11 protein-coding genes are annotated in these 19931 nt (G+C 49.7%); 1 reads left to right on the top strand and 10 read right to left on the bottom strand.

Features of this window, described 5'->3' with window-relative positions; all coding sequences use genetic code 11:
* Nucleotides 1-9: 9 nt before the first annotated feature.
* From PG862_RS05040 to rsmH, 4 genes are all read right to left on the bottom strand, one after another.
* Nucleotides 10-4233, bottom strand: a complete 4224-nt coding sequence (locus PG862_RS05040; RefSeq protein WP_270706727.1) for a VWA domain-containing protein — start codon at nucleotides 4231-4233, stop codon at nucleotides 10-12.
* Between the two features lie 52 nt (nucleotides 4234-4285).
* The gene (locus tag PG862_RS05035) at nucleotides 4286-4951 is read right to left on the bottom strand and encodes an AP2/ERF family transcription factor (RefSeq protein WP_118524622.1); all 666 of its coding nucleotides are present in this window, start codon (nucleotides 4949-4951) and stop codon (nucleotides 4286-4288) included.
* 245 nt (nucleotides 4952-5196) lie between these two features.
* Nucleotides 5197-6042: a tyrosine-type recombinase/integrase gene (locus PG862_RS05030; RefSeq protein ID WP_270706726.1), complete on the bottom strand. Its 846-nt coding sequence runs from the start codon at nucleotides 6040-6042 to the stop codon at nucleotides 5197-5199.
* Nucleotides 6043-6351: 309 nt separating this feature from the next.
* Nucleotides 6352-7410 (bottom strand): 16S rRNA (cytosine(1402)-N(4))-methyltransferase RsmH, encoded by a 1059-nt coding sequence (gene rsmH, locus PG862_RS05025; protein WP_107000320.1) that lies wholly within the window; start codon nucleotides 7408-7410, stop codon nucleotides 6352-6354.
* 525 nt (nucleotides 7411-7935) lie between these two features.
* Between rsmH and PG862_RS05020 the strand changes: the two genes are divergently transcribed.
* Nucleotides 7936-8721, top strand: coding sequence for a MerR family transcriptional regulator (locus PG862_RS05020; RefSeq protein ID WP_118467936.1), 786 nt, complete (start codon nucleotides 7936-7938; stop codon nucleotides 8719-8721).
* 234 nt (nucleotides 8722-8955) lie between these two features.
* On the opposite strand, the gene addA is transcribed toward PG862_RS05020, so the two are convergent.
* From addA to PG862_RS04990, 6 genes are all read right to left on the bottom strand, one after another.
* A complete protein-coding gene (gene addA, locus PG862_RS05015) occupies nucleotides 8956-12783 on the bottom strand; it encodes a helicase-exonuclease AddAB subunit AddA (RefSeq protein WP_270706725.1) in 3828 nt (1275 codons plus the stop codon).
* A gap of 66 nt (nucleotides 12784-12849) precedes the next feature.
* Complete coding sequence (addB, locus tag PG862_RS05010; RefSeq protein WP_270706723.1) at nucleotides 12850-16317, bottom strand: helicase-exonuclease AddAB subunit AddB; 3468 nt, start codon at nucleotides 16315-16317, stop codon at nucleotides 12850-12852.
* A 34-nt stretch (nucleotides 16318-16351) separates the two neighbouring features.
* A complete protein-coding gene (rpoN, locus tag PG862_RS05005; RefSeq protein ID WP_270706722.1) occupies nucleotides 16352-17854 on the bottom strand; it encodes an RNA polymerase factor sigma-54 in 1503 nt (500 codons plus the stop codon).
* Nucleotides 17855-17944: 90 nt separating this feature from the next.
* A complete protein-coding gene (locus tag PG862_RS05000; protein ID WP_022358993.1) occupies nucleotides 17945-18283 on the bottom strand; it encodes a DUF1292 domain-containing protein in 339 nt (112 codons plus the stop codon).
* Between the two features lie 298 nt (nucleotides 18284-18581).
* Entirely contained in the window at nucleotides 18582-19115 is a 534-nt protein-coding gene (locus tag PG862_RS04995) for a hypothetical protein (RefSeq protein ID WP_270706721.1), read from the bottom strand.
* A 14-nt stretch (nucleotides 19116-19129) separates the two neighbouring features.
* Nucleotides 19130-19711, bottom strand: coding sequence for a cob(I)yrinic acid a,c-diamide adenosyltransferase (locus PG862_RS04990; protein ID WP_270706720.1), 582 nt, complete (start codon nucleotides 19709-19711; stop codon nucleotides 19130-19132).
* Nucleotides 19712-19931 lie beyond the last annotated feature (220 nt).

The following is a 19931-nucleotide window of genomic DNA, read 5'->3' as shown; positions in this document are numbered from 1 at the left end:
TATCTTGTCTTACTCTTCCGTCTTTTTTCTGCCCGTCATTAATACATAAGCTGCTGCCATCATTCCAATTGCCAGCAGAGCCATCGGCACATCCATCCGATCCGTATCCCCGGTCTTCGGAAGTCCTTCTGCCGGTACAATCGGCTGAGGTTCTGGTACAACCGGCGTAACCGGTTCCGTCGGCTGGGCTGCCGGTCCCGACGCGGTTGTAGTCGAAGACTTTTTACTGCCAGAACTACTTCCGCCTCCGTGACCGCCGTGGCTTCCGCCTCCGTTATTGCCTGGATTCGGGGTCGGGGTAGGATCAGATCCCGGTTCCTGGCTTCCATGTTCTACCACATATGATACGGTCGGCTTCGGGAATTCTTCTGGCCGATACTCATTTCCACGGCTGTCTACCGGATACAGGACCGCCTCCTGATTGGTATAGAGCCCTTCATAGTGCTGGCTGCCGTCCCGGTCATATTTTCCATAGGTTCCATCCGCCGTCTTTGGGTTTATCAGTTTTACGGTATAGGTCAGCTGCACCGGTGCAAAGTTTGAAACTGGTTCATTTATATACCAGGTAAACATCTCTGTCTCTGCCTTATTTCCCGCGTCATATACAACTTTAAAACGATAATTCTGCGGTCCCGGTTCTCCGTCTCCAAAATACCAGGTGTTGCCCTCCTGATACATAGAAAGCGCTTTTCCCCCTACTGTCAGCTGGTCTAAGTGATCGAAATCAAAGTTATAATCCTCTTTCACATAGCCCATATAATCTTTCACAACAGAACCTTTATCAACGGCATACAAAATATCATTTTCTATACTATCAAATGAAACCTGCTTTCCATTCGCGAGGTACCGCATGAAACTCATTCCCCACTCATAGTTACTTGCCGTTCCGGGCGGCGTAATCGGCATCGCATAGCAGTGATATCCTTCCGAAGCTGCCTGTGCGTACGCCTCGTACGAAAGATATAATGCCTTATCGATCGAATTCACATAATTTCCTGCTTCCTCCACCGGTGTAATAAGCGATGCATCCGGTTCCATTCCATATGGATAGTCGTGTGTATCCTTCTGCTCTGAAAGTCTGGCTCCTATGCCGGTCAGCCATGCATTCCAGTCCGTCGGTGCCTGATTATTTCCATACTTGGATTTCCAGTTATCCGGTCCTGCAAAATGTTTCGGAGAATCTGCCATAAATCCCCAGGCAACCGCCGTCGGATTCTCATTAAACATATAGGTAATACCATCACTGACAACTACCAGTGTCTTGCGTTCATCTTCCACTCCTGTATCCTGGTCTAACATTGATTTACCCGCTAAAATACCTGCGTGAAGATTGGTTCCACTCTTAATTTCCTGACAAATGGCTGCTTCAATCGCCTCATATTGGGTCTCCAGATCCATAAATCCATCCGTATGCGCTTCCTTGTTAAAGAGCACTACTCCCACTTTGACCTTTGCTCCCTTTTCCTGCACTCCTTTCTTGAGGTTCTGAAGCATTTCCAATGCCTGCTCTTTCAGTCCCATGCTGGTTGATTTATCTAAGACAAGCACCACATCACTTACCAGCTGCTCCTCCGCTGACGGCAAGGACAAAGCCACTTGAGACTTAAAATTTTCATCCAGCTGTTCCGCTGTCTTCGATTTAGAAGTTCCTCCCTCTGGAATCGTCGGAAGTTCTCCTCCCGGAATCGTATATGATACAGTCGGTTTCGAAAATACTTCCGTTTTTCCTTTTTCCTGATCGCTTCCAACCGGATGCAGCACTGCTTTCTGGTTAGTATAAAGTCCATCATACTCTTCGCTTCCGTCTTCATCGTACCGTCCATACGATTCTCCTGGATTGTTCTTCGGATTTACCAGTTTTACCGTATAGGTCAGCTGCACCGGTTCATTATTTTTTACCGCCTCATTCATCGTCCAGATGAAATGTTCTCCGCCTTCCTTATCCGACGGATCATATTCCACCTTAAAACGATACTGAGCTGCATTCACGTCTTCATTTCCAAAATAAACGGTATTTCCATCTTCCAATTTAGAAAGCTCCCTGCCGCCAACAGTCAGACGGTCGATGCTCTTTAAGTCAAAATTGTAATCATCCTTGACCCAACCCATATAATCTTCCACAGTCGAGTCCCGATCGACGGCATAAAGGATATCATTTTTGATATCTTCAAAACTTACCGTTTTTCCGTCTGCCAGATATTTCACAAAGCTCGGTCCCCATGGATAGCTTTCACCAGCAGATGAACCAATCGGCATCGCATAGCAGTGATACTGTTCCTTCGCCGCTTCCAGATATGCCTCATAGGAAAGATAGAGTGCTTTATCAACGCTATTGGCATATTTTTTTCCTTCATCAGGTGGGGTACATGGCGTTAACTCTCCTTGCTCATATGAATGGTCAAATTCATCGCCCTGATTATCCATCTGTGCTTTGATTGTACCCAGGCGCTCGTTCCACTCATCCTCCGATAATGCTTTATTATTCCCATATTTAAGAATCCAGTTATCCGGTCCCGCCCAGGAATGTTCTGAACCATCATTCTCAAATCCCCAGGCAACCGCCGTCGGTTTTTTCCCAAAAATATAGGTAATGCCATCGCTTAAAAGCACAAGGCTCTTTCTTCCTGCTGCCACCTGCGTATCCTCATCCAGCATTTTCTTGCCTGCAAGGATTCCAGCCGAAAGATTCGTTCCGCTGCTAATATTCTCACGGATCGCTGCCGCAATCGCATCATACTGGGTTTCCAAATCCATAAAGTCAGACTTGTGCGCTTCTTTATTGAAAATAACGACTCCAACCTTTACTTTTGCGCCATTTTCCTTTGCCTGCGCCTGCAGCTCCTTAAGCATCTCTAACGCCTCATTTTCCAGCTGCACGCTGGTAGATTTATCCAGCACAAATACAATGTCATTTTCCAGTTTTTCCTCCGCTGACGGAAGGGAAAGTGTTACCTGGGATTCAAAGTTTTCGTCCAGATTGGTAGCTTTTTTAGACTTCGAAATCTGCCAGTGTGGAATTTCTTCCACTTCCACTGCCGACAAAACAGCTACGTCTGTCAGACCAAGCTCCATCGCGGAAGTTACAAATGCGGCTGCGGATGCATTCTTAATGCCTACCGTTTCATATGAATCCCCCAGAATGCGTTCAAAATTGTCTTCTTCTGCTTCGTCGCCTACAATCGCCTTATTTTTTTCGTTTTCATCGTTCTCGTTCTCTTCTTCTTTTGCATCAGACGGAGATGCCATTGCAGCTGAAGTCAAAAACATCGAAAAATGAGCCGAACGTGATACCTGAACTGAATCTTCGTCCTGGGCGCTGTCATTTTCTGAATCCGATGTATCTGTTTCGGACGCATCCATGCCTGCTTTTTCATTCTCGTTCTCAGAATCCAGCTCCGATAAATCTTTCTTGTCATCCGCTGCTTCCGGTTCTTCTTTTATATCCGAGGTATCTTCTGAATCTCCTGTATTCGGTTCCTGCTCCTTCTGCTCTGCTTTGTCCTGTTTTTCTGGATCCGAGGTTTCTTCTTTTATTTGATTGTTACCTGTATCTGAAGCATTTTCCTGCTCTTTTACATCGTCCTCCAGAGCCGTATCCTCTTCTGTGATATCTTCACTTCCTGCCGGAACTGCACTTTCCGGTTCTTTTACCTCATTTTCTATCTCGGTCGGAACCGCTTCCTCTGTCTCCAGCCCAACCTGCTTTTTTACTTCACCAAATGGCGCAACCGTCATCCATGCGCTGGCTCTTCCATCCACCAGAATCCGTCCGGTGCGCTCTTTTGAAGAAGAATTGGTCATCAGGAAAATAATTTCTTCATTTCCGCTGATCGTATACTGATCCATGTCCTCTTCATCCTCTAAGCGGGCATACATTTTCAAAGTAAGCCGGTCGTTTTTCTTCTCGAAATCTGGATGCAGTTCATATAGATTTCCTTCTTCAAACAGTCCCTCGTAGGTTTCTGCCTCATCGCCGGAAAACGTAAATACATCCTCTTTTACTGTCTTTCCTTTTTTAGCAGCATCCCGGATTGCCTGCCTGAGGACTTCTTTTTCCAATGAAAATTCCTGTCTTTCATCCCCTCCTTCGGATGTGGCAGCTGCAAATGCGGCTGTATTTGCCACGCTTGTGCTCAACATACTGCTGCACAAAAGCACTGACATGAAACGCCTTGACTGACGTTCAAACCATCCTTGACTGTAACTTTTCCCCTTTTTCTTCGCTTTTTTCATTCTTTTTGCCTCCTGTCTTATCTATCATCAACGCAGGTCCCCTTATGCGGATTTAAATACCTCCATTCTGAACCGCTTTCACGCCATGTTCCCGCAAAAATGGCTCGTACAATTCCTCTTCTGCTTTTTTCCGCGCTGCCACCGCATCCTCAAGGTTTACGAAGGTTCCAAGGTTGTACACTTTTCCCTGAAAGCCGATCGCTGCCCGCCACCGGGAATTTTCCCGCTGGTAGACGCCTCGGTAGCCGCTTGTATTGTTTGCCGTATTTTTCTGGTTGGCGATTCGTTCCAGGCAGGTTCCGCCTACAAAATGAATCGCTTTTTTCATGTTTTTCTTTCGTGTCTCCGCCTGCAGGCACCCACAGCTCTTGGTTTTTCCCGCGCACAGGCTTTCTTTGGATGCCTCAATCAGGCGTCCGCAGCTACAGACACATTTCCAATATTCACCTGTCCGGTTGGAATTATCCGCCTCTTCAAGCACTTTCAAACGTCCGAACTGACGACCTGTCAGATCGATCCGCCGACTGGACGGAAGTTCCTTCCGATAGCACCCGCAGCTTTTCGTATGCCCTGTTTTCAGATGGGACTCCTCCACGGTTTTTTCTTTCCCGCAGTCACACCGGCACAGCCAGTAATGGCGGCGGCTTTTTTCTGCCTGTTTTATCTCCCGGCAGACGGTCAGGCGTCCATACCGGCGCCCCGTCAGATCTTCTCTCACATACTCCACCTCCCCGGCTGACATAATGGGAATTATGTCATATCCACCTGTTTTGTTTTTTCTTTAATTTGCAAGATTTTTGTCGGATTTTGGATAAAATATCTGTACTTTCAAGTACTGTTTTTTAACGTCTTTGTAGGTTGAAATTTTTTCTCAGAAGTGATAAACTTGATAATAAAATCATATATTTAGATATGTATGCAGATTTTTTTCATTTCATGACATAATTCCCATTATGTTTTTCGTCAATTTTCCCTATCAATCAACAAACCTAATTCCAGCTGTCTGCGGCACGCTTCCCGACTGCTGATGATCGTATAACGGCGTGTCGTTTCCACGCTGCTGTGACCTAGATAGTCTGCCAGACGGACCAGATCGTGATCGCGCTCGTAAAATATCTTGGCAAACAGATGGCGCAGATTGTGCGGATATACCTTGCTCGGAAGAACACCCGCTTCGGTGCAGACGGATTTCATGTCCGCCCACACATTCTGTCTGCGGACTGCCTGCCCGTTTTTTGTGACAAAGATGCTGCCTCTCACAATCCGCTGCTTCCGGCAGTACTGCGTCAAATACAGCATCAGCGACTGCGGCAGCAGGATCACCCGCTGTTTTCCCTTACAGTCAATCACTACTTCCCCCTGTGCCAGCGATTCCGCTGTAATATATGAAAGCTCGCTGATTCGTATGCCCGTGCTCGCGATCGTCTGCAATATCGCACAGAGGCGTTCATCGCCGCGCTCCCGCGCCGCCTTAACTAACTTCTGATAATCGCTGCGCGTCATTTCCCGTCTCTCATCACAGAAAATCCGCTTCTGCACCCGGAACGTGCGGACACAGTATTCCTGTCTTCCGATAAAATGAAAGTAGCTGTTCAGAGACGCCAGCATTGAATTGGCGCTGGACGTTTTATAATGAGCTTGCAGATATTCCTTAAAAGATATAATTGTATTTTTATCCCAGTCTTCATCAGCAAACATCAAAAACTTTCTCACGTCCCGGCAGTATTTTTCGATCGTGTGGCTGCTTTTTTCCTGTTCTCTCAAATAATCCCTAAATCGTTCCAATTCATTTTGTGTTTCCTGTTTCAATGCGTTCCCTCTCTTTCTCACGAAACTTTCTCGCGTATTTGTTTTTTCGAAGCTGTTTCTTCTTTCACAACTGTGACCACTTTTCTATTTTCTGAAAAGTAATCTTATAGTATACGCACCGGAAACAGAAATCTCGCAAAAAAAACATTTTTTCTCTTTTAATCGGATTTTTGCAGAACCAGATATCACTGCGCCCGAAATTTTTTCACATGGACTCTCTTTGATCTTCACAATAAAAACAGGACAGCCGCTCCCATATTACTCGGAACAGCTGCCCTGTTTTTTCATATATTTTCTTTTATATTCTTTTTACTCGTCCGCCCGGATCGCCCAGCGCATCTTCGTTGAGCGGGCACGCGGGTTCTGTACGCACTCCTGCGCGGACGGGCGCACCACATCTTTGGAATATTCTTTATAGATACCGGCGCGATATCCCTCTTTGAGCGCCGCTTTCACCAGTTTATCCTCTCCGGAATGGAAGGTCAGGATCGCTGCCCGTCCGCCCGGTCGAAGCGCATTTGGAAGCTTCTCCATAAACTCATAGAGTACTTCAAATTCCTGGTTTACATCGATCCGGAGCGCCTGGAAAACACGCTGACAGGTCTTCTTGACTGTCTCCTTTTTCTCCTTTTCCGGAAGGAAATCCAATGTTTTTTCAATGATTTCACGGAGTTTCGTGGTCGTATCGATCCGGTTTCCACGGCGGATCTCATCCGTGATCGCTTTTGCCAGCTCCTCGCAATACGGTTCGTCTGAATTTTCGTACAGCATGCCCGCCAGCTCCTCACGCTCGATCGTGTCAAGGCGCTCGGCGGCGCTGATGCCTTTTTCCTGATTCAGGCGCAGATCCAGCGGCCCATCTACCTTGAACGAAAAGCCTCGCTTCGGATTGTCAATCTGCATCGAAGACACGCCCAGATCGGCTAAAATAAAATCAAAACCACCCGCTTCTTTGGCAATCTCATCGATTGTACAGAAGTTCTGGAGACGGATTGAAAGCATGTCCTCGCCATAGCCCGCTTCTTCCAGGCGTTTCCGCGTCTTGGCGGATTCCTCCGGATCAACATCGGTCGCATACATATGTCCCTGCCCTTTCAGGCAGGCCAGCATTGCCTTCGTATGTCCGCCGTATCCTAGCGTCGCATCAAATCCGACCTGCCCCGGCTGGATCTGCAAAAAGTCCAGAATCTCCTGCACCATAATGGAAATATGCATGCCCGCTGGTGTATTTCCCTTCTGAATCACGTGCTGGATCGTGTCCTGATACTTCTCCGGCTGCAGCTCTTTATATTTTTCTTCAAATTTTTTTGGATATTTTCCTTTATATCTGACACGCCGTTTGTGTGGTGTCTGATTTTCCTGATCCATAAAAGCCTCCCATATCTGCTTAGATTTTCCATTGATTTTCCCATCTGTCAAATCGAAAATCATATTGGTTCAAGCATATATGGAAGGCGTTCAAATGTCAATTCTTTCTTGATTTTTCCAGATAAAACGCAGCATCATAGGTATACAATAAAGGCGTTTTGGTTGAAATGTTTCTCCGGGCAGATGTTTGCAGATGAGCCATCAAATCTTTCTGTATATAAAATACTCATTCTCCCCAATGTCTGACGCTCCTGCCTGCCCGGATACTCCTTTTCAACGTGCATAGTATGACAAATTGTGTGGTGTTTTGCATCGGCGGAATACTTGACACGGCATCCCGCTTTCAATAAAATGATTATATACCGTACATTGATGTACGATACAATCCCTTTTTAGCTAATTTATATAATTTTTACTTATTTTTCATGTAATTATACACAACTATGAGTGTAAAAAATTGCACCAGAATCCTACATGACAAATATACATGATTGCGCATCTTATGGATATCTAACAGGAGGTTTTATGACGCACGATAAAAAACGGCTGCTCTCGATCGGCGAGGCAGCCAAAGCGTTGGAAGTGACCCGGCGCATGATTTTAAATTATGAAGACAAGGGTCTTATTCTGCCGGATCAGAGAGACGGTATCAATGGAAACCGTTACTATACAGCAGACACCGTCTCGCGCATCCGGAGCATCCGCATTCTGCAGAATCTCGGTCTGTCGCTGGATGATATCTATGCCTATTATCACGGCACGACGGATCTGGAGCCGCTGATCACTCGTCTGGAAGATCTGCGTGACGAGATCAGCCGGAATATTGAGAAATTAAAAGAACATTCAAAAGGGCACAATGACTTTGAAATCCGACAGATAGAACTTCCCGCCCAGACCGTTTACTGCCAGGATCTGCATTCGACAGAACTTGAAGACAAGAAAGAGCAATTACGTAGCGTCTTCATCAAGGCGATCCGCCAATATGGTTCTGACACCACCCAGCATATGTTTTTCACCGAATACAACCTTTCGAATCCGGGCGATTTTACCTGCTGCATCGCCGTCCCGCCGGAAAGCCTGGGTGAACATCTCGTCACCCTGCCCTGCCAGAAAGCGCTCTGTATCTTTTATCACGGTGCCTATGAAGGTCTTCCGGTAATTGTGAAGCATCTTTGTGCGTATGCTAACAAATATCAGATTCCATTAAAGGGCACCGCCCGCCACCTCTATCTGGAGGGACCGCCCCAGCACAAAAATCCTGAGAATTTTCTGACGCAGGTAGCGGTTCTGATGGCGGATGATACCCTTTAACCAAAACTTATTTCTCTAATTTTATTATTTTAATTCCTCTGGGCGCAACACGCATTGACCCACTCTATAAAGTTATCGGCCGCGGCAGCCCGCATGGACATAAACAAAGCCCTGATCCGTATAATCCGTAAAACTCCGGTACTCCGTCAGATCCTCCTGCGCCGCATATCCCGGCGTATTGACTGGAAATACGATCGGCTCCGAACGTGCCTATCTGTATCCAGAATCACTGCCTTACACTTCAATCGCCCCAAACCGGAATGAATACAGGTAGCGCTCCGCCACCCTTTTTCCTGTCATCTGTTCTAGTGCGCGGGTATAGTAGCGCACCTGTGCCTCATAGCGGCGGATCAGAATGTCTGAATTTTCCACATAATCTGTCTTATAATCCACCAGAACCAGCTTGCCATCCTCCTCAAAAAAGGCGTCGATGATACCCTGTATCAGAATCCGCTCATCCGAATCCCAGTCGCCCATTTCGCGCGCCGGAATACCGATGACGAACTGTTTTTCCCGGTACAGTTTCCCGGCTGCTGCCGCTCTCTGCATGCGTTTTCCCAATGAACTGGCTGTCAGTTTTGCCAGATCTGAGCCGCGCACCAACGCCGCCGCCTCGGCATCCATCCGCCCCTCAGCCGCCAGCTTCGCCGGAAATGCATTTAACTCCTGTCTCGACATTGCCCGCTCAAACGGCAACAACTGCAACACACGGTGGTACGCTGTACCGCGCGTCGCGCCGCCTTTTTCTTCCTGCTCCTTCTCCATAAACACTGGCAGCGTCGGCAGAAATACCATCTCCTCCTCTTCTTCCTCCATGCCCTTTTTCTTGAGTTCAGAAACGGACATCTTGGTGTTGAGACTCAGATCGTCCAGGTATGGGTACTGGAAATGGTAGTTGCTGCTGATGATCGATTCTATTTGCCTGATATTTTCGAGCCGATTTTGCGTGTTTGGATGATTCTCGTCATTCGACAAATGGCTGTCCTCCCCCGCCAGCCACCGCAGCCACTCTCTCGATAACGTCTGGCGTATCTGCGTGCCGATCTCACGGTCGATCTGGTCGGAAAGCGTTTCCATCTGATATGAAATCCACGGATTTTTTTCCGGAATACTCATCAAAATCCAATCCAGATACGAGGAAGCCAGCGTCAGAATCGTATACGGAATCGCCCCGTGTTCGGTTGCCACTGCGCTCCACTTCGCAATCCGATCCTCCAATTTCCGGGAGGACGCCGTCAGAATCAGTTTTTCCTTCGCACGCGTCAGCGCCACGTAAAGAACACGCAGTTCCTCGCCCAGCGCCTCCAGTTCCATCCGGCGTTTCATCACATTTTTCTTGAGCGTCGGTCCCTTGATGCGCTTCTCGCTGTCCAGATAGTCGGTTCCGATTCCCAGATCCGCGTCGATCAGAAGTTTCCCCCGCGTATCCTGCTTGTTAAAATTTTTTCCCATTCCAGCCACAAACACGATCGGAAATTCCAGTCCCTTGCTCTTATGGATACTCATGATCCGCACCACCGTTCCCTCGGAATCCGCCACCGGCGCCTCGCCAAAATCTGTGTTATATTTTTTCAATTTTTCAATATACCGGATAAAATGGAACACGCCCCGGTAGCTCGTCGCCTCATAGGCTGCCGCTTTCTCCACCAGCATATCCAGATTGCCGCGCCGTCCCGCCCCGCCCGGAAGCGCCGATACATAGCGGTAATAGCCCGTTTTGTCGTAAATCCGGTAGAGGAGCTCGTGCATCGGCAGGTAAACAGCTTCCTGGCGGAATGTATCCAGAAGAGTAAAGAGTTTTTGGAGTTTTCGGCGCAGGTTATTCTTTTGAATTAATTTATTTTTTTGAAAACGAAACACATCCGCGATCGACGACTCGTCACTTTCGTCATTCGACTTCACCGGTCCATCCTCGTTCATATACTCCACAACCGCCCGGTAAAGCCCTGCATCCCGCGACCGGTCAACGCCCGCCTTATGTTCCGCCACAATCCACGCCATCTCCTCATCAGAAACGCCGCCAAACGGCGATTTGAGCACCGACGCCAGGGGAATGTCCTGCATCGGATTGTCGATGACTGCCAAAAGATTCAGCACCGTCTCGACTTCCAGCGTATTAAAATATCCCGTCCGAGACTCTGCGACCGCCGGAATCCCCTGCGTCGCCAGCACCTCGATAAATTCTTCCGCCCATCCGCTGACGCTTCGAAGCAGAATCACAATATCCCCGTACTGCGCCCGACGGTAAGCGCCAAGCTCCTTATCCCAGATCGTGATCCCCCGTTTTTTATCCGTCATCTCACGGATCTTTCCGGCGATCATGCGCGCTTCCAGCTCTCTGGCGGTGTAATCGGTTGCCTCATCATCTAACTCGGGGGATTCCGTCTCTTTCTGCGGCTGCGCCGACAAATCCACCAGCAAAAGCTCCGTCTTTAACTCATCCAGGCCATCCCGCTCTTCAAAGGCTGCGCCCGGATGCAGTGCCGCATCTTCCGTATAGGATATATTTCCCAGCTTTTCCGTCATGATACGGTAAAAAATCGCATTGATCGATTCCAGTATGTGATCCCGGCTTCGAAAGTTCTGGTGAAGCTCGATCTTCTGGTGCGCGCTCTCCTCCGACGTGTATGTGCTGTATTTTTCCAGAAATAATTCCGGTCTCGCCAGGCGGAATTTATAGATACTCTGCTTGACATCGCCCACCATAAACACATTCGGGCGGTCAAAGCGTTCACCGCTGATGCACTGGATCAGCGTCTCCTGAACCAGGTTGCTGTCCTGGTACTCGTCCACCAAAATTTCGTCGTACTGCACGGCGAGCTCATCCGCGACTGTGCCTGGTACACGCACTGTCCAGGCATTTTTCCCTTGCATCTGATCGGTTTCTTCTGCACTTGAAGTTTCCTCCGCCTCGGAACATTCTGCTTCCGGTTCTGTCAGAATCTCCAGCGCAAAATGTTCCAGATCATGAAAATCTACCACATTTTTCTCTTTCTTCTTCGCCCTAAACCGCCGTCCAAATTCCTGCGCCAGCTCCAAAAGTTCCAAAATCCGCTCTTTTCCAGCTTCCATATCCGCAAGCATCTGCTCCGGGGATGCAAACAGATACTCTCCTTTTAACTTTTCAACTGCTTTTTTGACCCGGCTGCGGCAGTCGGAAACAAGCGCCTTTTTCTCCGGATCGACCTCCCCGTTTTTGCCGCGGATCGCCGCCAGACGCGAAAACGTAAATTGTTCCAATGCCTCCGAGATCGTTTCAAACGAACCGACTGCCCCACAGACTGCCTCCGCATGGCGCAGATCTTCCTCGATCATCGGCAGGTACGGCATCGGTCCCCCCGTCTCCTGGCAGATCTCCCACGCCTCCCGAAGCTGTATTTTCCACTCCTGCGCCTGCAATGCAATATCACGCAAAAGGAACTGCATCCACTCCGTCTGCTCCAGCTCTCCCTGTTCGGTCAAGAGCAGCTCCTCACGGCATTTTTCATACCACGCATCCGGCCACGGGTTACTCTGGGCGAAATTGTAGACCTGCATCACATACTCGGCAATTCCATCGTCCGCCTTGCCCGTCGCATACGCGTCCACAAACTCCTCATACCTTTTCCCGCCGTCGCGGTAATAATCTTCCAGCAGCCCATCCATCACATCAGCGCGCATCAGAAGCATTTCGCCCTCATCGCCAACCCGAAATGCCGGATCGATGTCCAGCCGGTCAAAATGTTCCCGCATGATATGCAGGCAGAAGCTGTCGATCGTCGTGATCTGGGCAAACTGAACCAGAACTGCCTGCTGCTGGAGATGTTCATTTTCCGGCTCCGATTCCAGTTTTTTCTCAATCGCCGCCTGGATCCGCTCCCGCATCTCCGCCGCTGCCGCCCGGGTAAAAGTCATGACAAGCAGGCGGTCTATGTCCTTCGGGTTCTCCCCCTCCGTGATCATCTGGATGATCCGCTCAACCAGCACCGCGGTCTTGCCGCTTCCGGCCGCTGCCGACACCAGGAGGCTTTTCTCCCGCCCCTCAATTACCTGCTTCTGTTCCCTGGTCCAATTTACTGCCATTTCTCGCCCTTTCCTTTTTCATGACTGGTTCTTCTTTCATTCCCACAGTCACAGCCAAACACAAACTTACCGTTCCGTTTCCTTATCCTTTTCTTCCATCTTCCCCCAGATCTCCTCCGGGCTCAGCTTATCAAAACGCCGGAACTGGTAGCCGTCCGTTTTCAAATCAAATCCGCACACACTATGGTACGGGCAATAATCGCACGCCGTTTTCTGGCCGTTTTTGTACGGCGACGCCGCAATGTTTCCATCCAGAATCTCCCGCCCCATATGCTTCATTTTCCGGTTCACATACGCGCCCAGCACACGGAATTTTTCTTCCCCTGCCGCCTGCGAACGCCGCTCAACGATCGCCTCATTTTTAATCGAAACCGGCACAACATCCGAATCCGCCGTCGCCTCCTCGCCCAGCCGGTTATCCAGATGTGCCAGTGCCTCCCGATCGCCGTTTACCAGCCCGTTCATCCGCAGTGCCTTCAAAATATCGGCATTCGTCTCCTCCTCCGACTCCACCGGCTTGCGCTCCACCATCGGATCCTCGATATGATAATAGAAAAGCCCCGCTGGAACCACCGTTTTATCCGGGTATTCCCGCCCGATCTTCTCCATCGCCGCATCCATGTAGACAACCAGCTGCAGCTGCAATCCATAATAAATATCCGTCAGGTCAAATTTCGTTTTTCCCGTCTTGTAATCAATGATCTTAAGGTACAGTCGGTCGCCATCCTCGCAGAGATCGATTCGGTCAATCCGCCCGCGCAGATAGATCGCCTCCTCGCTTGAAAGCGGAATCCGCATCGCTTTCAAGTGATCCATCGGTGAAAAACTGACCTCAAACCCGGCTGGCTCAAAATCACCTTTTTTTAGCTGTTCCGTCAGTGCCCAGATCGTCCGATCCGTGATCCGGTATACCTTCCGTTCCAGATACTGATTCCGGTACGAGCTTCCCAGAATCGCATTGCCGTATTCCTCCGTGACCGACGCCACACACTCCGCCACCATTTTCTGGCGGTCTTCCTCCGAAATGCCGGAAAACCGGCGATTTTCCTCTTTCATCCGCGTGAAATACATGTCGATCGCCGCATGGAACAGATTTCCGATATCCGACGGGGCAATCTCGTACATCTGCCGTTCCGACAATTCCAGCCCATACGAAAGAAAATGTGCATACGCACACGACGCATACAGCTCCATACGCGTCACACTGCCCCGCAGAATCGGGCTATAGAGCGCCCGCGCCGCCGCCTTCCCGATGCCCGTATCCTGATAGGTATAAAATGCAGCATCCGAGAGCGCCTGCATTTCATCCCGGTACGATTCTGACTGAATAAAGTATCGGTACAGCGATATAAACTGGTCATTTTCCCCGCTTTTTTCATCCTGCAGTCCCCGAAGCACCCAGCTCATGCCAAGCTCCGGCGACCAGAGCGCTTCCTTCTCTTCCTTCGGCTGTTCCAGACGTTTCTCCGGAAATAATTTAAGCAGCTGCAGCATCAGACTCGAAGGACGCATCGCTTTTCCCTCGGCAGAGGACGCCGCACACGACAGATAGAGATAGTCCGATGGCTTTGTCAGCGCCAGATAGAGATAAAATCGTTGCAAAAAGCTTTCCTCCCGCGCGGTCGGCGCCAATTCTACCTGCATTTCCCGCAGCGCCCGGCGATCCGCCTCCGAAAGGATCCCGCCGCGTCCCGAAACAGACGGCACTATCCCGTCATTGACTCCGGCAAAAAACAACACTTTTATATTGGAAAGACGGGTTCGCGTGATATCGCCGACCACGATCCGGTCCACGACCGCGGGGATCAGTCCTACCTTGATCTCCGCAAAACCGGCGTCCAGAATCTCTGCATACTCCCGCTGTCCCATGATCTCCTCGCCAAGAAGCGCCACAATCCGGTCAAACAGATCCATCACCAGCCCATACACCTGCCCGTACTCCTTGGCAAGACTCATATCGCCCACTTCTTCAAACTGCTGCGCCATCGCCGCCAGCTTCTGCTCCATCTCAAGTGCTTCGAGAAAATGGACCAGCGCCTCCGTCCGCTCGCGCACCGTTGCTTTGCGGTTGGAAAACACCTCCCGAAGCGGCAGAAATGGTGTGACAACCGCCTCACGGAACTGATTTAACTCATCCAGATTGATAAGCTCTGCCCCCCGGTACACGCGCTCCCATGTACTGTTCCACCGCTTAAACCCGCGGATTCCAAGCGCAATCACATAATTTTCCGCCTGATAGATCACTTCCGGTGAAAGCCCCGCAAGCGGCATCACCAGCCCTGTTTTCAGGAATCGAAACACCGATTCATAGGAAAAGCCCGATTGCAGCACCTCCAGCGCCGCCCGGATTAGTTCCACCATCGGGTTACTTAAAATATTTTTCTTATAATCAATAAAACACGGGATCTGATTCTTCTCAAACTGCCTCAGAATCTCCCGCGAATATGTCTCCAAGTCGCCGGTAATCACCGCGATCTCCCGGTAACGGATGCCCTCCGATGCCACCAGACGCCGGATTTCTCCGCATAAGAAAGAGATTTCCGCCTGCGGGGTTGCTGCTTCAATTAGACGCAGGCTTTCCCGGTCGTGTTCAGCCGCAGCCCCGCTTTCGTTCCCGCTCCCAGAATGATACACCTTTCCCCTATATCGGAATAATTCATTTTCAATAAATCCCAGTTCCGGGCTGTCCTTAAATCTCCACATTGGTTTTTCTTTCAACAAAATATCCTCATCCCGGCTGCATCCGGCAGCTGCAGCACGGTCAATCAGACGGCAGACGGTATGACGGCTCATGTAAAAGAGCTTCTGCTGCACGCTCTCGCGGTACGGATTGTCCTCCGGATCCATCGTGACCGTCACGATCACCTTCCGGCAGCACCGGAATAAGAGTTCCAGAAGCTCATACTGGATCGGCGTAAAGCCCGTATAGCCATCCAGCGTCACAACGCTGTCGCGGATAAGCTGTGACTGCGGCAGCACCCGGCAGAGAAGGCTTAAAATTTCTTCTTTTACGATCACTTTTTCCTCGGTATACGCCTGGAATGCCCGGTATAAAACCTGCATATCCAGAAGCTTCTGGCGCAGCAGCGGGCTTTTCGTCTCCCCGATCAGCGTCTCCAGCTTTTCCTCCGTGATGCCGTACTGGAAAAACTCAGACAGCATCGATTTGATCTCGCTGATAAAGCCCGCCTTGTCCAGATGCCCTCCAAACAGGTGCAGATTTCCCCGGACGCCCGATGAGACGCGCCGCAGAACCATCGATTTTCCCATATCATCCAGCACCGCCAGATTTTCAATCGCCAGTTCCTCAAACACCCGGTATGCCAGACGCTCAAAACTGACAATATCGATATTCATCACGCCATGGTTCGGATGCAGCATCACGATCTCTTTCTGCGTCTGCATCGTAAACTGTTCCGGCACCAGAGCAAAAAAACGTTCGTCCGGCTCTTCCATCGACTGACGGATCAGATTTTCATACAATGTCCGTGTCTTTCCCGAACCGGAACCACCGATTATAAATTGCAATGACATAGTTTTCCCTCTGTCTTTCTGTCTATGTTTTCTGTCAGATACCAAAGCACTTCCGCCCGGATGCATCCCGGATTCCCATTTCTTCCCGGTATTTCGCCACAGTCCGCCGCGACAGCGTGATCCCCGCTTCCGCCAGTTTTTCTGACAGCACGCGGTCGCTGAACGGCTTTCTCGGATTTTCCGTTTTGATCAGATGGCGGATTGCCTCACGCGGATCTTTGCCTGTTTCCATCCGATTCACCATTTCTGCCTGAACCGCCGTTTCTTCCTGATTCGCCGCCTCTTCCCGTTCTGCCATTCTTCCCTTATCCGTTGTCCCGAATCCCTCCGCAGCCATGTGTCTTGAAAAGAAATATGACAGCGGAAAAATCCCCCAGCGGCATTGCAGATATTTTTCACGCACTGTCCGGCTCAGCGTCGGCTCGCTGACCCCCAGCGATTTAGCCGCCTGTTTCTGCGTCCACGGAGCCAGTTTTCCACTTCCTTTTGCGAAAAATTCCCCCTGTACGCACAAAATCTCTTCTGCCAGCCGCAACAATGTCTGGTTGCGCTTCCCAATGCACTGGCAGACCCATTCAGCCTGCCGGATTTTCCCCTCAATGTAGTCCTTTGCCTCCGTCTCGGTATCTTTCTGCTTCATCAATGACAGATAATACGGATTGATGGCAATCTGCGGCAGTGTCTCATCGGAAAGCTGCATTTCAAATCCGTGTTCCGTCTGGGTAATAATTATATCTGGTACGATATATTTATCATAGCTCTCATCCCCATATCCGCTTCCTGGTTTGGGATTCAGCTCCCGGATCCGCGCTGCTGCCAGAAGCACTTCCTCCAGCTTGCAGGAGCATGCACGGGCAAGCTGCTTCATCTGGTTTTTTCCCAGCAGATCCAGATGGTTGGAAATGATGCGTGCCGCCAGAATTTCGGTTCGCATCGTTCCATTCTGAACAATATCAATCACCGCGCCGCCGTCCTCTGCCAGGTAAGACAGCTGCATCAACAGACACTCCTTCAGCGACCGTGCCCCGATCCCACACGGTTCCAGCCTGCCAAAATTTTTCCAGACCCGTTCTCCTTCTGTCTCCTCAATTCCCAGCCCAGCGCAGAGTTCTCCAAAATTCACGCTGAGATATCCGCTTGCATCCAGATTTTTGATCATATAGCGGAATATTTTTTCTTCTCTTTTCGTCAGATGCAGCATACACGCCTGTTCCAGAAGCGATTCCAAAAGCCCATCCTGGCTTCGTCCCGGCTCTAATCGTCCCGCCTCTTCTTCCTCATCCTGATAATAGGTCTGGTTCTGGCGGTCAAGACTGGAAAGTTCTTCAAGTCTGCGGATTTTCTCGTTCAGCTCTCCATTTTCTTCCAGCCGCCCGTTCTCCGGCTCCCGCTCTTCCAGATCCACCACCGGATTTTCCAGCGCCATCTCTTCTATGTACTCTTTCAGCTCTATCTGCCCCATCTGAAGAATATTTGCGGATTGTATCATTTTCTGGGACAAGGTCTGTTTGAGCTTTAACTCCTGTTTCAGTTCCATCGTACCACCCCTGAAAAGATGTAAAACGCCCAGATGCCTCGCCGTTTCTGCCTGCGAAGTACCTGGGCGTCCTGTCTTTTGCCTGCCTAATTACTGATCCAGCTCATCCTCGCCGACCAGCTCATCATATTCCTGCTCGTCCAGAAGCTCGTCAAACGCATCTGCCACGATCTCATACTCATCGTCGTCCTCGATGTTTTCCAGGTTCGGCTGTCCGTTCTCATCCTCGCTATAACGGTACAGATATACCTCGCCGTCCTCTGCCTCGATGTCATCCATCGGAAGAAGGGCAATATAATCCTTACCGCCTGCCGGGAAAATCGTCAGAACAACACACTCAATCTCTCTGCCGTCATCCAATGTCAGGGTCACGGTCATCTCCTCGCCGTTGTCAATCTCTTCCTGCGTCATATTCTTATTATCTGCCATATTTTACCTCTTTCTTTTCTATGCCTTTTCTACGTCCCACAAGATCCGTTGGCGGAATCCTGTCTTGACTCCACTGTATCAGAGTATTCTGTAAAAATCAAGACTTGACTTCCTCATTGTCCTCTTCATCCGCCGCCTCGTTACTGTTCACGCATACGTGCCCAGTAACGGAATTTGCCGTGGCTTCGCATTTAAACACGGCAAATTCCTGCTGCCGCCACGTTTTCTTACGGCACTTTCGGTTCCAAAAGTGCCTACCCGTGTACAGTATCGCCGCTTCATTCCGATACGCCGCCATCTATTCCAGCCCCTCATCCGGCACCTGTACGCGCATTCCACGTGCAAATGCCCGGTTTAAGCGGATTGTGTGCCGTGCCAGCGGGTTAAACAGCATATAGATGCAGAATACCGCCTCGATAAATTCGATTGCCGCCGCCATCACCAGCATAAAAACCAGCGGAAATGGCAGCCACCAGCTCATCTGAAGCAGCGATACGCCGCCCCACACGATACTCGTCCCACGCCCGATCAGCATCAACACCGTAAGCACCGAGCTCTCCCGCAGCATAAGCATATACCAGCCATAAAAAATAAACGGTCCCAAAAGCGTCATGACCGCATTTGTTTTCTCCATTCCATAGACAAATGTCATAATCAGATAAAACAGGCAGTACAGAACCCGCACCCCCGTCAGAATCCGTACCATCCAGTGCAATGCCTCATTCTGCTCCCCGTAACCCGGAAGTGTTTTTTCCATCTGTTTTCCCCACATTGCCCATTCCCGCTGCACTGTAGCGTACTCCGGACGATGCTTTCTCTTTATAAATCCCATTCAGAGTCCCCTCTCTAATATTCAATTCCCCGCCGCGCCAGGATTTTCCGGTCAAACGGATGCTTGATTTTTTCCATCTCTGTCACGTAATCAGCCCGCAAAAGCAGCTCCTCCGGCGGTTTCCGCCCCGTCATCACAACTTCCAGATCCGCTGGTCTGTGATCCAGAAAATCCACTATATCCGCCAGCTCCAAAAGTCCCGAAGAAAGAGAAGCGCAGACCTCGTCCAACACCAGCAGAACATCGCAGGTTTCACAGAAGTTATTCTCCTCCAGTGCTTTCAAACCGTTCTCTTCTGCTTCCCCACACCGCTTCACTGCCTCACGGCACGCTGTCTCAAACATACTTTTATAATAATCCGCTGCCTCCTGCTTCACCTCATCGGTCATTTTCCACGTGAATCCAAATGTTTTTTCACAGGGAATCAACGTCACCTCCGGGAGCCGCTTTAAAATCTCCACCTCCCCAGACTGGTCCGTTTTTAAAAAGCGGGCAGCAACTACCTGTTTTCCCGCTCCTGCTGCCCGGACCGCCAGACCGATCGCCGCCGTCGTCTTTCCTTTTCCGTCGCCGCAGTACAGATGTACACATCCCATATATTTTTCCTTTTCTTTCTTTTTATCTCGCTTTTCAGCGCACCGATACCAACTATCTTATCATATCAAGCTGCCAACCACAATATTTGCCCGATTGAAAATTTACATTGAAATATTTCCCCATATACGCAATCTGGCGGTCTGATCCCAAGGACCAGAACCGCCAGAAAACCAAACTCAATGATTCAATTTTACCAAACTTCTAACTTCAAACTTCTAA

Origin of the sequence: Clostridium fessum, from assembly GCF_027698965.1 — a bacterium.
Classification (GTDB): Bacteria; Bacillota; Clostridia; order Lachnospirales; family Lachnospiraceae; genus Otoolea; species Otoolea fessa.
This window is presented reverse-complemented; position numbering and strand designations above follow the sequence as displayed.